Raw genomic sequence first — 13,454 nt, forward strand, 5'->3', positions numbered from 1 at the left:
ACCGGCAGTGCAGTCGACATGGGGGCCGGAATGGCATGGGAACAGGTGCTCGCCGCCGTCGTCGTCGTGGCGTTCCTCGGATTCACGGTCGCCCGCACGATCCGGGTGGTGCCCCCGGCCACCGCCGGCGTCGTCGAGCGGCTGGGCCGTTACCACCGCACGCTCAACCCCGGGGTCAACGTGGTGGTCCCGTTCATCGACCGCATCCGCGACCTCACCGACCTGCGCGAGCAGGTCGTCTCCTTCCCGCCCCAGCCCGTCAGCACCGCCGACAACCTCGTCGTGTCCATCGACACGGTCGTGCACTACCGCATCACCGACCCCAAGGCGGCGATGTACGAGGTCGCGGGGGTGCTGTCGGCGGTGGAGCAGCTCATCACCACCACCCTGCGCGGCGTGGTCGGCCGGATGGAGCTGGAGCGCGCGCTGACCTCGCGCGATGAGATCAAGGAGGAGCTGCGGCTCGGCCTGGCCACCGCCACCGAGCGGTGGGGGGTGGCGATCGAGCGGATCGAGCTGAAGTCGATCGAGCCGCCCGCGTCCATCCAGGAGTCGATGGAGCGGCGGATGCGGGCCGAGCGCGACAAGCAGGCCGCGGTGCTGGAGGCCCAGGGCCGCCGGGAGGCCGCGATCCTCAGCGCCGAGGGCGAGAAGCAGGCCGCGCTGCTGCGGGCGGGCGGCGAGGCCGAGGCGGTGGTGCTGAAGGCCCAGGCCGACGCCGAGGCGCACGCGATGCGGGCCAAGGGCCAGGCCGACGCCATCGCCATGGTGTTCCAGGCCATCCACGAGGGACGCCCCGACGAGCGCCTGCTCGCCTACCAGTACCTCCAGACCCTCCCCGAGATCGCCAAGGGCGACGCCAACAAGGTGTGGATCGTGCCCTCCGAGATGGGCAAGGTGCTGGAGGGCCTGAACCTGTTCGCCCGGCCGCAGGAGCCCCGCACCGGCACCGACACCTGACCGGCGCGCACACCCATCGGCTCCCGCACTGACGGGCGCGCACACCTGACCGGCGCCGACACCGGACCGGCGCCTGAGGGTTGTGCTCCCGGCCCGTTGCGGACGCGACGTGGGCGTGAGCCGGGCACCCGGTGTCCGCATCCGGACGGGCCGCCCCATATCCTTCGGCGGACGACCGTACGAGGGGTGGGGCAGTGACGCCGTGGGAGGCGGCCGCGGTGGTCGCGGCCGGAATCGGAGCCGGAGGGATCAACGCGGTGGTGGGGTCGGGATCTCTGATCACGTTCCCGACGCTGCTGGCTCTGGGCTACCCGCCGATCGTCGCGAACGTGTCCAACAACCTCGGGCTGGTGCCCGGCGGGGTGACCGGCGTGCTCGGCTACCGCAACGAGCTGAAGGGCCAGGCGGGCCGCCTGCTCCGGCTCGGCGTCGCCTCGGTGCTCGGCGCGGTGGCCGGCGGGCTGCTGCTGCTCCGGCTGCCCGAGGACGCGTTCGAGGTGATCGTGCCGGTGCTGATCGGGCTGGCCTGCGTGCTGGTCGTGGTGCAGCCGAGGCTGAACAAGTGGCTGGCCGCGCGCCGCGAGTTCGCCCACCCGCACGGCGGGCCGTGGCTGTGGCTGGGCGTGCTGGCCGCCGGCGTGTACGGCGGCTACTTCGGCGCCGCCCAGGGCGTGGTGCTGATCGGCCTGCTCGGCAGTTTCCTGGACGACGGGCTGCAGCGCGTCAACGCGGCCAAGAACATGCTCTCGCTGCTGGTCAACACCGCCGCCGCGATCCTGTTCATCCTGGTCGCCCCGGTGGACTGGCCGGCCGTGGCCGCGGTCGCCGCCGGCACGATGATCGGCGGCTACCTGGGCGCACGGGTCGGCCGCAAGCTGCCCGCGCCCGTGCTGCGCGGCTTCATCGTGCTGGTCGGCGTGGTCGCGATCGTCAACCTCGTCTCGGAGTGGTAGTCACTCCGACGGCTGCACGTGGGTGGGCAGGTAGACGGTGAACCGGGTGTCGCCCGGCACCGACTCCACCTTGATGTCGCCGTGGTGCTTGTTCACCACGATCCGGTAGGAGATGTCCAGGCCGAGCCCGGTGCCCTCACCGACCGGCTTGGTGGTGAAGAACGGCTCGAAGATCCGCGGCCGGATCTCCTCGGGGATGCCGGGCCCGGTGTCGCCGATCTGCACCCAGATCCGGTCGGAGTCGTCGCTGCCGGTGCGGATCGTCAGCGTGCCCGAGCCCTTCATCGCGCCGAGCGCGTTGTCGAGCAGGTTGGTCCACACCTGGTTCAGCTCCGCGGCGTACGCCGGGATCTTGGGCAGCGACCGGTCGAACTCCTTGACCTTCTTCACCCCCGGCGGGATCTTGCCCGCCATCATGGTCAGCGTCGCCACCAGCAGGTCGTGCACGTCCACGGTCTGGTACGGCGCCCGGTCGAGCTGGGAGTACTGCTTGGCCGCCGCGACCAGGCTGGAGATCCGGTTGGAGGCGTCCTCGATCTCGCCCATCAACTGCTCGGTCTCCAGCGTGTACGCCAGCCACGCCACCGCCGAGTTCATCTTCTCGCCCCGGCAGGCGGAGGTCATCTGCTCCATCCACTCGACGTCCAGGCCCCCGGCCACCAGCGTCGGCGCGATGTCCCAGGCGCCCGCGATGTCGTGCTCCTCCAGCCAGTCGGCCATCGCGTCCTCGGCGTCGGAGGTCTCCATCGGGGACAGCTCCGGCGCGGAGGCGGCCCGCTTCACCGCGGCCTCCTGCAGCTCCACCAGGTCGTGGAGCTGGCTGCCGTCCAGCCTGCCGTCCGCGATCATGGCCAGCTTGTGCCGCATGCCCGCCACCCGGGTGCGCAGCACCGCCGTGGCGCGCACGGCCGCCGCCGCCGGGTTGTTCAGCTCGTGCGTGAGCCCCGCGGACAGCGCGCCCAGCGCGAGCAGCCGCTCCCGCTCGCTGATCGCCACCTGCGTCCTGCGCATCCCGACGAACAGCCCCTCCAGCAGGTGCATGGCCATCGGGAACCACTCGCGCACCGAGGCGCCCACCAGGTCGGCGGGCAGCTCGAACAGCTTCGCGTCGGTGATCGCGCGCAGCGAGTTGGCGTAGGTCTGCTGCTCCGGCGTGTTCAGGTACGCCTGCGTCGCGCCGGCGTAGACCCCGCGCTGGTCGGTGCGGCTCACCTCGACCCGGTCGCCGCGGAAGGTCCGGCTCAGCGCCACCGTGCCGCTCAGCAGGACGTAGAAACACGTGGCCGGGTCGCCCTCGGCGTAGACGTCCTCACCCGCCTGGCGGTAGGTGACCACGCCGGCGTCGGCGAACACCGCGAGCTGCTCGTCGGTGAGCGACTCGAACAGGAACAGCGTGCGGAGTTCCTCGGGGGTGAGCCGCTCACTCGTCGTCTCGGCCATCTTCGACCTCGCCGCCTTTCGATGCGCTGTACGTCAACCGCGAACCGCCCCCGGGAATTCCCCGGCCCGGGGTCACTGCGCCTCCAGGTAGCGGTGGATCAGCGACACCGCCATCGCGCCCTCGCCCACGGCCGAGGCCACCCGCTTGACCGAGTCGGCGCGCACGTCGCCCGCCGCGAACACGCCCGGCATGCTGCTCTCCAGGTGGTACGGGTCGCGGGGGAGCGGCCAGCCCGCCGGGCGCTTGCCGCCGCGCAGCAGGTCGGGGCCGGTCAGCACGAACCCCTTCTCGTCGCGGGCCAGCACCTGGTCCAGCCACTCGGTGCGCGGCTCGGCGCCGATGAACACGAACAGCCAGGACGTCTCCACCGTGCGGGTCTCGCCCGTACGCGCGTCGCGCAACGTCAGGCGCTCCAGGTGCTCCCCGCCCTCGCCCGCGGCCACCTCGGTGAACGGGTGCACCTCGATGTTCTCGATGCCCTCGATCTGCTGGATCAGGTAGTTCGACATGGACTGGGTCAGGCCCTCGCCGCGGACCAGGATGTGCACGCGGCGGGCGTACCGGGAGAAGTACACCGCGGCCTGGCCGGCGGAGTTGGCGCCGCCGACGATGTAGACCTCCTCGCCCTTGCAGCTCGGGGCCTCGGTGGAGGCCGAGCCGTAGAACACGCCGCGCCCGGTCAGCTCGGCCAGTCCCGGCGCCTCCAGCCTCCGGTACGACACCCCGGTCGCCAGCACGACCGTGTGCGCGGCGATGGTGCTGCCGTCGCCGAAGCGCAGCAGCCGGGTCGTGCCGCCCGACTCCAGCGCCACCACCTCGCGGGCGGTGAGCAGCTCCGCGCCGAACCGCAGCGCCTGCCGCCGGGCCCGGTCGGTGAGCTGCGCGCCCGACACGCCGTCCGGGAAGCCCAGGTAGTTCTCGATCCGGCTGCTCTGGCCCGCCTGGCCGCCGGTGGCGCGCTGCTCGATCAGGACCGTGCGCAGGCCCTCCGACGCGCCGTACACGGCCGCGCCCAGCCCGGCCGGGCCCGCGCCGACCACCACCAGGTCGTAGAAGTCGGCGGCCGGGGTGGTGGTCAGGCCGACGTGTGCCGCCAGCTCCTCCACCGACGGGCGTACCAGCGACTTGCCCTCGGTCGTCACGACCAGCGGCACGTCCTGCGCGGACGCCCCCGCCGCGGTGAGCAGTTGCGCGCCCTCGGGCTCGTCGGCCAGCAGCCAGCGGTACGGCACCAGGTTGCGGGCCAGGAAGTCGCGGACCTTGAACGACGGGGCCGACCAGCGGTGCCCCACCACCCGGATGTCGCTGGCGACCGCCTCGGGCGTGGACAGCCACGCGTCCAGCAGGCCGTCGCAGACCGGGTAGAGCTTCTCCTCCGGCGGGTTCCACGGCTTGAGCAGGTAGTGATCCACGTCCACGAGGTTGATCGCGTCGATCGCCGCCTCGGTGTCGGCGTACGCGGTCAGCAGCACCCGCCGGGCCAGCGGGAACAGGTCCATCGCGGATTCGAGGAACTGGATGCCGTTCATCTCGGGCATCCGGTAGTCGGCGAGGATCAGGGCGACCCGCTCGCCTCTCAGCTTGAGCTCCTTCAACGCGTCCAGGGCGGTCGCGCCGGAGTCGGCGCGGACCACGCGATAGCGGTCGCCGTAACGACGCCGGATGTCACGGGCGACCGCCCGGGAGACGGCAGGATCGTCATCGACGGTCAGAATCGCCGGATTCGCCATAGCCCCCATCAAAGCATGTGCCAGGGGATGCTCACTCGAACGCGCGAGCGCACCGGCTGAGGCTTATTGAAAGGGACGGACCTGCACCATCCCGTCACGGCGTACGCGGGTCTCGAACGCGGGCTGCGGCGCGGTCGCGGGACCGTGCATGACCGAGCCGTCGGAGAGCCGGAACGTGCTGCCGTGCCACGGGCACACCACGCACACCTCGCCGTCCTCGCTGACCAGGCGGCCCTGGTGCAGCGGCCCGGCCAGGTGCGAGCACCGGTCGGCCAGCACGCTCGCGCCGTCGCCCGTGCGCAGCACGAACAGCTCGATGTAGCCCAGCCTGCGCGCCACCGGACGCCCGTCGGGCAGGTCCTTCAGCTCGCACAGGTTGTGCCAGCCGAGCGGCATCAGGTGGATCACGGACTCGGCGTGGTTGGCGCCCGCCGCCTGCCGGTAGGCCATGTGCCCGCCGAGGAACCCGCCCAGCCCGGCGGCCCCGAGCCCGGCCATGGACAGCATCCGCCCCTGACGCTCGTGCCCGGCGAGCCGCAGCGCCAGCGAACCGGCGTACAGGGTGGTCGCGCTGAGGTTGGCGATGGCGTGCACGAACCCGACGCGCTGCTGTTCGCGGTGGAGAGAGGACCAGTCGGTCAGCCCGGCCGCGATCGAGGGCACCGCCCCGGCGAGCCCGGCGCTGACGAGAGTGCGCGCGGCACGCGAGTCGCCTCCGGTGGCGTCGAGAATGCTCGCGGCTATCCAGCAGCCGATGCTGAAGGTGGTCAGCGGCGGGTGCAGCGGCTTGCCGGTCGGCACGCCGTGCAGGAAGTCGCGCGTACGCCCCGGCTTGATCACCTTGCGCACCGCCTTGGCGACCGCGGCGATCGGCCGATCCATGACCGTCGCACGTTCGAGCCGGCCGGTGAGGTCGATCTGCGGCAGCATCTTCCGAAGAGACCGCCGCCCGGGTTTGACCGTTTCCTTCATGTCTCGCCCCCCTCCCTGCCGGGTGACCTACCCGGATAAACCGGTAAGACCACCGTAAATGACACAGGTTACGAACGAGCGAGGTGCCCCCGGCTCACCGAGAGTTCCACCATCTCGGCCGCGTAGGCCCCCAGCGCGGGCGACCCCTCCTCGATGATCTTCACGTTCTCCAGCACCTGCTCCGCGGTCACCTTGTACAGCGACCACGTGCCGCCCTCGGTGCGGTGGTTGGCCAGCATCGGCGCGAACCGGTCCAGCGCCCGCGCGAACCGCGCCTCGGGAGTGCGCCGCTCCTCGAACTCCTCCCACAACTCCCGCAACCGCTTGGCCTGCTCCTCCGGCAGCAACCCGAAGATCCGGTCCGCCGCCTTCCGCTCCAGCTCACCCTGCGCCGCCACCGCGGCCCGGTCATAGACGAACGTGTCACCCGCGTCGATCTCCACCAGATCGTGCACCAGCAACATCGCCACCACCCGATCCAGATCGGTCCCGGGCGGAGCGTGCTCACCCAGCACCATCGCCAGCATCCCGATGTACCACGAGTGCTCGGCGTCGTTCTCCCGCCGCGAGCCGTCCATCAGCGTGTTCCGCCGGATCACGCGCTTCAGCTTGTCGATCTCCAGAGCGAACTCGATCTGAGCATGCAGCCGATCCCCACCAGGCGCGATATTCACCCACGCAAGCCTAGTAGGTCGCGATGTGCTCAGGGTTGTGTTTATAGCGTGCTCATGGAGCATGCTCGCGGGGCGTGCTCAGGGTCACCGGCACGCCGTTGAGCACGGCGGTGCCGCTGGGGGCGTCCAAGGGGGTGTCGTCGGTGAGGGTGTTGGCGTTGACGCCGGGATGGCCGGCGGCGACGCGCTGCGGGGTGCCGTGGTGGCCCCAGCCGTGGGGGAGGCTGACCACGCCGGGCATGATCGCGTCGGTGGGCTCCAGGGGGACCGTCAGCTCGCCGGTCGCGGAGCGGATCGTCGCGTGGTCGCCCAGGCCGAGCTGGGCCACGTCGGCCGGGTTGATCTGGAGGGTGCAGCGGTTGGAGCCGCCCACCAGCGGGCGTACGTTGTGCATCCAACTGTTGTTGGAACGCAGATGGCGGCGGCCGATCAGGACGATGCCGGGCGGGGCGGCCGGCAGGGCGGCGCGCAGGCGCTCCACATCGGCCGCGATCGGCCCGGGGGCCAGGTCCACCTCGCCCGAGGGCGTGCGCAGGACCTCCGGGAGGCGGGGAGAGAGGGGGCCCAGGTCCAGGCCGTGGGGGTGCTCCAGCAACGTCCGCAGCGAGAGCCGTTCCGGGGCGCCGGACCACTCGCCGTACGGGCCCAGGCGGAGCATGGCGTCCAGGCGGAGTTCCGCACCGGTCGTGCCGGTGAGCTCGGCGCGCAGCGCGGCCGGGTCGCGGCCGGAGACGGGGGAACCGGGGGCGTCGGCGGCGCGGCGGAGCATCTGGTCCAGGATCAGCTCGTCCACCAGCGCCGGGTCCGCGTCCGCGCCCTGGCCGGAGGCGATCATGGTGAGCGTGGCCATGATCTCCGCCTCGGAGGGGCGGCCGGGCTCCAGGGGGAGCGCCGGCGGGGAGTACCGGGTGTAGTTGCGCACCGCGAAGCCGAGCAGGGCGAAGTCGTAGTGGCCCGTCTGCATGACCCGCGGCGGCGGCAGGATGACGTGGGCGTGCCTGGTCGTCTCGTTCAGGTACGGATCGACGCTGACCATGAAGTCCAGGTCCGCGAACGCCCGGTCCAGGCGGGGGCCGTTCGGCGCCGAGAGCACCGGGTTGCCGGCCACCGTGACCAGCGCCCGCACCTGGCCCTCGCCGGGGGTCTCGATCTCGTCGGCGAGGGTGGCCACCGGGAACTCGCCGTTCGCCTCCGGCAGGCCGCGCACCCTACTGTGCCAGCGGCCCGTCGCGTACGGCTTGCGCCTGCCGCCCGGCGCCTCCGTGGCGGCCTTGGGGAACATCGCCCCGCCGGGGCGGTCCAGGTTGCCGGTGAGCACGTTGAGCACGTCCACCAGCCACTGGGCCAGCGTGCCGAACTCGGCGGTGCAGGTGCCGATCCTGGCGTAGACGGCCGCCGCCGGCGCCGCGGCCAGCTCGCGCGCCAGGCGTACGATGACCTCCGCCGGCACGCCGCACCGATCCGTCACCGCCTCGGGGGAGAACGGCGCCAGGAGCGTCCGCAGCTCCTCCAGGTTCCGCACCGGGACCCGTACGGCCGTGCGGTTCTCCGCCAGCAGCGTGTGGGCGATGCCGGCCAGCAGGTACGCGTCCGCGCCCGGCCGGACGAACACGTGCTCGTCGGCGAGGGCGGCGGTGCGCGTACGGCGGGGGTCCACCACGACGAGACGGCCGCCCCGCTTGCGCAGCGCCTTCAGCCTGCCCGGGAAGTCGGGGGCCGTGCACAGCGAACCGTTGGACTCCAGCGGGTTCGCGCCCAGCATCAGCAGGTAGGAAGTGCGGTCGAGGTCGGGCACCGGGATGGCGAAGGGGTTGCCGAACATCAGCCCGCAGGCGACGTGCTTGGGCATCTGGTCGGCGGTGCTGGCCGTGTAGACGTTGCGGGTGCCGAGGGCGCGGATCAGCGCGCTGCCGTACAGGGCGCCGGCCATGGAGTGCGCGGTGGGGTTGCCGAGATAGACGGCCACCGAGCCGCGGCCGTGCTCGGCCGTCACCCTGCCCAGGCCCTCCTCGACCGCCGCGTACGCCTCCTGCCAGGTCGCCTCCCGCCACTCGCCGTCCTTGCGCACCAGCGGGACGGTGAGCCGGTCGGGGTCGCCGTCGAGCGCGCCGAGCCCGGCGCCCTTGGGGCAGATGAAGCCGCGCGAGAACGGGTCGTCGGCGTCGCCCCTGACCCCGGTCACCCGGCCGTCGTCGTCGAGGGTGATCCGCAGGCCGCAGACGGCCTCGCAGAGGGGGCAGGTCCGGTGCACGGTCGTCGTCGCCATGGGCGGGCTCCCTCGTCGCCTGGGTTCGCCGAGTGGACTCATCTTCACGCGTCCGGGGCGGTTGGGGAAGCCCCGACGGTGATCAGGTCCGATTTCCGCCTGCGGACCTCCTCGCCCGAGGACGGCGAAAGGCCCCGGCGGGCGCCGGGGCCTTCCGGTGCGGCGAGCTCCCCGTCATCCACGGACAGAGCTCAGCCGACTTGGGGGAGAACCAGGTGGTGCCGGGTATCGTGCGGCTCCTCAAGGTCACGCGTGGAGGGGATGGGCGTCCAGCCCGGCCCGCCGTAGCATCGGGCCAGACCGGGGGCCGCCACGCCGGGCGCGGCCTCGCGGCGTACGATCTCGACCGTCACCAGGGTGGCGTACCTGCGGTGCCGCAGGACGCGTACCCGGCGGGCCGCGCACGCCGCCTCGATCTCGCCGGCGAACGCCTCGAAGTCCTCGGCGCAGATGCCGGCCCGGGTGAGGATGAGCGCCCGCTCCCCCTCCGGGATCGGCGAGATCCACAGGACGAGGGGGATGCGTCCGGCCCGGGTGTGCATGGGGGTCTCCAGGCACACCCGCTGGATGCGGTGCCGGGAGATCACGCACCACGCGTGAGCCGTGACCCAGCCCCGGCCCAGCCTGGTGGCGGCCGGTGCCGAGACCGCGCTGGTCAGCAGCAGCGACGGCAGCCAGTTCCCGGAGGCCGCCGCGTTGACCGTCGCGGTCATCACCGTCATCGCGAGGAAGAGGAGCGCGATCTCGGTACGCCAGCGCCACAACAGGACCAGCGCGCGCGCCCGGTGCCCGGCGAGGACCTCACCGGCGGACTCGTACGGGTTGTTGCGCGGGTTACGCGGCGACATTGCCCTGCACCTCCCCCCGCACCCCCTCGCCCTGCGCCTCCTGGCACTGGACGTCCTGGCACTGGACGTCCTGGCACTGCATCTCCTGGCACTGCATCTCCTGGCACTGCGGAATCGCCTCCCCGGCGGGCCGCGCGGCCGTGAGCAGGTCGAAACGGGGGTCGCGGTACCGGCGGGAGCCGAACCCCGTCCTGGTGACGGTCCAGCCGATGCGGTGGGCGAACTCGTCCTCCTCCATGCACAGGGCGCGGTCGGCCCGGTCGGCGAGGTCGAGTACCCAGGATTTGATTCGAGCGAGTCCCTTGCTACCTTGTGAGTAGAACATGGGAGGCTCCTTTCGTCTGGCTTCGATGGAGCTCTTGTGAAACGTGCCGGGTCGGTGGCCGCCGACCCGGTCTTTCTTTGCGCGCCCCACGGATCTCGTGCGCGCGCGGTCGCTGCTCGAACGCGGCCGGTACGCCGCTGCGGTCGTCGTGTCCTTCGCTGGCCGCCTCCCTGACTGTCCTGACTGTCGCGGGCCAAGTGGGACGGCGCCGTTGCCGAGGTGCATGCGGGCCGGTGCCCGCGAACTCTCCGCGAGTGTGAGGGAGGTCAGAGCCTCCTCTCCTTTTAGATCGTCCCCCCGCGCGTACGCCCATGCAAGACCCGTCGCAAGGTAAAAAGCAAAATTCTTTACACTTGCAGGGACCTTTGCGATGCATGGAGACATGCAAGTTGCACGGCTTCTGTCGCCTCCGCAGTGACGCGCTGGGACCCCCGCCGCCCGGAGGGGCAGGCGTGACCTAAGGGAAAACCTCCCGTACAGCCCCCGTCCGCGCAAAGCTACGCCGGTGCATCCTCTTTACCCCGGGAAGGCTTGCGTCAATCGATCTGGTAGGCCACCTTGCCGGGAACTTTGCGAGTCGTAGTGCACTGACGCGTGCAACTTGCAGTGTACGATGAGCGCTGGAACCCCGGCTTTCCCGGGGTTCTGCAGGTCCTGGTGGCGAGTACGACACCTTCATAACGTGGAGGGGGTTCAGGGCGCGGTGCCCGAGCGTGGCAGTCCTTCTGTCCGCCGTCGCAGGCTCGGCCAGGAGCTTCGCCGGCTGAGGGAGCGTGCCGGCCTGACCGGAGACCAGGTCGCGGAGTCACTGAAGTGGTCCGCCTCCAAGGTCAGCCGGATCGAGACGGCCAAGACCATGCCCCGCAGAGCCGACGTCCAGGCTCTCACCGAGTTGTACGCCGTGGGGGAGGACAAGCAGCGCGAGCTGGTGGACCTCCAGGCCGACGCCGCCAGGAAAGGATGGTGGGAGGAGTATCAAGACGCTCTCCCCGAGGAGTACACGACGCTCCTCGGGCTGGAGGAAGAGGCCACCTTCGAACGGAACTGGGAACCCCAGATCGTTCCGGGCCTGTTCCAGACTCCAGAGTACGCGGAAGAAGTCATCCGGGCAGCGCAGGTGATCAGCCGGATACCTCCTGCCGACATCCGCACCAGAGTCGAGGCGCGCCTGGCACGCCAGAAGCTGTTGACCCGGGACGGGCCGCTCACGGTGTGGGTCGTGATGGACGAGTCGGCGTTGCTGCGCCGGTTCGGCGGTGCCACGGTGATGCGCGAGCAGATCGAACGGCTGATCGAGGTCAGCCGGATGCCGAACGTGCGACTGCAGATCCTGCCACAGGAAGCGTTTCACCCGGTGAACACCGGCTCTTTCATTCATCTTGAATTCAGTGAGTTCCAGGATGTCGTCTACCTCGAAACTCTGCTCGGCGGACGCTGGGTGGAGAACCGCAACGAGGTGTTCGAATATCAGATGGCCTTCGACAATCTGCGCTCCGAAGCGCTCGGTCCGGAAGCCTCGCGGGAGCTCATGCAGAAAATAATCGCTCGCTGGAAATAGTCATCCAGCCATCTTCGCAAAAGGACACGCCATGCAATCGGTCGACCTTACCGGCGCTGAGTGGAAGAAGAGCGCTCGGAGTGCCAGCAACGGCGCGTGCGTCGAGGTCGCCCATCTCGCCCGGGGGTACGTGGGGGTTCGCGACAGCAAGAACCAGGACGGTCCAGTCCTGATCTTCACTCCCCAGGAGTGGGAGGCCTTCGTCGGGGGAGTCAGGGACGGAGAATTCGACATATAGCGAGATGACCGTGCCCGGCCGGCGTGGCAGCGCCGGCCGGTGCGGTCGCAGCGGGCGGGCATGGACCGCCGCAGCCTGTGCGGCACCTGCCCACGCGACTCCCGGCCAGGTTGGGCACCGACCAGGCCGGGAGTCGCCTTGTCAGGCCCTCCGGCGCGCCTCCCTCTGATGCCCTCCGGCGCCTCCCCGCGATGCCGTCCGGCGCCCGCCCATGATGAACGCGTGCAGCGCGTACCCCGCCGCGACGCACACCCCTCCCAGTGCCAGAACCCCCGCCGCATGCGCTCATGCCGATCGGCGTGATGTGACGCGCCCGATGCCCCCGGCGGGGCGATCCGAATTCCGCCCGTCAGGTGCCGCCACTCGCGTACCCCGATCAGGGCTTGCTCGCCAGACGGTTCAGGATGCGGTGTATCGCCCAGCCCGCCGCCAGGCCGGCCAGGCCCCAGACCGCCGTCAGGGCGGTCTCTCTCACCCGCAGGGCGGGTGTTCGCCACGGGCCGCCCATCTCGTATTCCGAGTCCACGATGTCATAGAACCTGCGGGTCCTGCGGTTTCTCGCCGTGGCCAGGCGGTGCTCCCGGGTGTCGCGCCAGAACAGGCGGCCCGGCGGGGTGGCCAGCAGCTCGGCGCGTACGTGGGCGCGCAGCGTCTTCTCGGGCAGCTCGCCCAGCTCGTACAGCAGCTCCCAGTAGGACAGGATCAGGTTCAGGTGCAGATGCCGCCTGGCCTGCCGTGGCGGCCTGCCGCCCGGCGCTCGTACGGCGTTCGCCATCAGGCCCGCCTGGTAGGCGCGGGCGGCCTGCCTGCGTGCGGCGCGACGGTCGCGCGCCTGCAGCGCGAGCGCGTATCCCACCCCGATGACTCCGAAAGCCGACAAAATTCCGGATGTCACGCTATAGGGGGGCTCTCCACGCAAAGCGGCCATAATTCCCCCTAAAGTCAGCACAATCATGCTGAACAGCAGGGTGATCCCAGCCGATGGTCCGCTGCGCAATGGGGATCCAGCGCCCACTCCGCCACTGTCGCACAGAAAGAGCGATCTTGCACTGCGTGGCGCGAACGTGGAACTCTAGCCGGTCATCGCGCTTTACTCTTGGGTTGCGGCGCGGCGGGTGGAAGAGGTTCCTCCTCTGTGGAAAAAATGCTGCCCAAGGGTGGACAAAATTGGGTACGCTCCTGTCCCGGTCACGGGCGAGGTGGGGTGCCCGGATAGAGCAATATGTCCTATTTCGATATCATCAATGTCCTGTCATGGGGGATGAGAGGAAATAAATGCCGCTGGAGATCGCGGTGCTGGACCGCCACGTCGCGGTCCGCGACAGCAAGAACCCCTACGGGGCCGTGCTGTTCTTCACCCTGGCCGAGTGGGCCGCGTTCGTCGCCGACATCAAGGCCGGCTACTACGGCCCCTGACCACGCTCACCACGGCTCCACACGTAACGGGGTCGTCGAGAGCCTTGCTCGGCGGGCCCGTGGGGCCGTGTAC

General features: G+C 70.7%; 13 protein-coding genes. 5 read left to right on the forward strand and 8 right to left on the reverse strand.

Features of this window, described 5'->3' with window-relative positions:
- Positions 1-30 precede the first annotated feature (30 nt).
- The gene (locus HNP84_RS36430) at positions 31-960 is read left to right on the forward strand and encodes an SPFH domain-containing protein (protein ID WP_221337202.1); all 930 of its coding nucleotides are present in this window, start codon (positions 31-33) and stop codon (positions 958-960) included.
- A 194-nt stretch (positions 961-1,154) separates the two neighbouring features.
- Complete coding sequence (locus HNP84_RS36435; protein WP_185054568.1) at positions 1,155-1,913, forward strand: sulfite exporter TauE/SafE family protein; 759 nt, start codon at positions 1,155-1,157, stop codon at positions 1,911-1,913.
- Here the strand turns inward: HNP84_RS36435 and HNP84_RS36440 are convergent, their stop codons facing one another.
- The 7 genes from HNP84_RS36440 to HNP84_RS36470 all read right to left on the reverse strand — a co-directional run bounded on the left by HNP84_RS36440 (position 1,914) and on the right by HNP84_RS36470 (position 10,169).
- A complete protein-coding gene (locus HNP84_RS36440; protein WP_185054569.1) occupies positions 1,914-3,353 on the reverse strand; it encodes an ATP-binding protein in 1,440 nt (479 codons plus the stop codon). It lies immediately after the preceding gene.
- 72 nt (positions 3,354-3,425) lie between these two features.
- On the reverse strand, positions 3,426-5,084 hold the full coding sequence (locus HNP84_RS36445) for an NAD(P)/FAD-dependent oxidoreductase (protein ID WP_185054570.1): 1,659 nt from the start codon (positions 5,082-5,084) through the stop codon (positions 3,426-3,428).
- 63 nt (positions 5,085-5,147) lie between these two features.
- Positions 5,148-6,014, reverse strand: a complete 867-nt coding sequence (locus HNP84_RS36450; protein WP_246519151.1) for a Rieske (2Fe-2S) protein — start codon at positions 6,012-6,014, stop codon at positions 5,148-5,150.
- 110 nt (positions 6,015-6,124) lie between these two features.
- A complete protein-coding gene (locus tag HNP84_RS36455; RefSeq protein WP_312926548.1) occupies positions 6,125-6,730 on the reverse strand; it encodes an HD domain-containing protein in 606 nt (201 codons plus the stop codon).
- Between the two features lie 52 nt (positions 6,731-6,782).
- Positions 6,783-8,996 (reverse strand): molybdopterin-dependent oxidoreductase, encoded by a 2,214-nt coding sequence (locus HNP84_RS36460; RefSeq protein ID WP_185054573.1) that lies wholly within the window; start codon positions 8,994-8,996, stop codon positions 6,783-6,785.
- Positions 8,997-9,187: 191 nt separating this feature from the next.
- Positions 9,188-9,844: a hypothetical protein gene (locus HNP84_RS36465; protein WP_185054574.1), complete on the reverse strand. Its 657-nt coding sequence runs from the start codon at positions 9,842-9,844 to the stop codon at positions 9,188-9,190.
- A complete protein-coding gene (locus tag HNP84_RS36470; RefSeq protein WP_185054575.1) occupies positions 9,831-10,169 on the reverse strand; it encodes a hypothetical protein in 339 nt (112 codons plus the stop codon). The genes HNP84_RS36465 and HNP84_RS36470 overlap by 14 nt, the downstream gene beginning before the upstream one ends.
- Positions 10,170-10,851: 682 nt before the next feature.
- Between HNP84_RS36470 and HNP84_RS36475 the strand changes: the two genes are divergently transcribed.
- Positions 10,852-11,727, forward strand: a complete 876-nt coding sequence (locus tag HNP84_RS36475; RefSeq protein ID WP_312926550.1) for a helix-turn-helix domain-containing protein — start codon at positions 10,852-10,854, stop codon at positions 11,725-11,727.
- Between the two features lie 31 nt (positions 11,728-11,758).
- Complete coding sequence (locus tag HNP84_RS36480) at positions 11,759-11,965, forward strand: DUF397 domain-containing protein (protein WP_185054576.1); 207 nt, start codon at positions 11,759-11,761, stop codon at positions 11,963-11,965.
- Positions 11,966-12,341: 376 nt separating this feature from the next.
- On the opposite strand, the gene HNP84_RS36485 is transcribed toward HNP84_RS36480, so the two are convergent.
- Positions 12,342-12,920 carry a DUF6082 family protein gene (locus HNP84_RS36485; protein WP_312926551.1) on the reverse strand — a complete coding sequence of 193 codons (579 nt, stop codon included), beginning with the start codon at positions 12,918-12,920 and terminating at the stop codon, positions 12,342-12,344.
- A 320-nt stretch (positions 12,921-13,240) separates the two neighbouring features.
- Here HNP84_RS36485 and HNP84_RS36490 point away from each other — a divergent pair, with 320 nt between their 5' ends.
- Positions 13,241-13,381 (forward strand): DUF397 domain-containing protein, encoded by a 141-nt coding sequence (locus tag HNP84_RS36490; protein WP_185054578.1) that lies wholly within the window; start codon positions 13,241-13,243, stop codon positions 13,379-13,381.
- The last annotated feature ends 73 nt before the right edge of the window (positions 13,382-13,454 follow it).

It is taken from the genome of Thermocatellispora tengchongensis (assembly GCF_014202315.1).
Taxonomy (GTDB): Bacteria; Actinomycetota; Actinomycetes; order Streptosporangiales; family Streptosporangiaceae; genus Thermocatellispora; species Thermocatellispora tengchongensis.

Coding starts and splice junctions, on each gene's coding strand:
- HNP84_RS36430 (WP_221337202.1), top strand. CDS start 31: ATGGCATGGGAACAGGTGCTCGCCGCCGTCGTCGTCGTGGCGTTCCTC.
- HNP84_RS36440 (WP_185054569.1), bottom strand. CDS start 3,353: ATGGCCGAGACGACGAGTGAGCGGCTCACCCCCGAGGAACTCCGCACG.
- HNP84_RS36445 (WP_185054570.1), bottom strand. CDS start 5,084: ATGGCGAATCCGGCGATTCTGACCGTCGATGACGATCCTGCCGTCTCC.
- HNP84_RS36450 (WP_246519151.1), bottom strand. CDS start 6,014: ATGCTGCCGCAGATCGACCTCACCGGCCGGCTCGAACGTGCGACGGTC.
- HNP84_RS36460 (WP_185054573.1), bottom strand. CDS start 8,996: ATGGCGACGACGACCGTGCACCGGACCTGCCCCCTCTGCGAGGCCGTC.
- HNP84_RS36465 (WP_185054574.1), bottom strand. CDS start 9,844: ATGTCGCCGCGTAACCCGCGCAACAACCCGTACGAGTCCGCCGGTGAG.
- HNP84_RS36470 (WP_185054575.1), bottom strand. CDS start 10,169: ATGTTCTACTCACAAGGTAGCAAGGGACTCGCTCGAATCAAATCCTGG.
- HNP84_RS36480 (WP_185054576.1), top strand. CDS start 11,759: ATGCAATCGGTCGACCTTACCGGCGCTGAGTGGAAGAAGAGCGCTCGG.
- HNP84_RS36485 (WP_312926551.1), bottom strand. CDS start 12,920: ATGATTGTGCTGACTTTAGGGGGAATTATGGCCGCTTTGCGTGGAGAG.
- HNP84_RS36490 (WP_185054578.1), top strand. CDS start 13,241: ATGCCGCTGGAGATCGCGGTGCTGGACCGCCACGTCGCGGTCCGCGAC.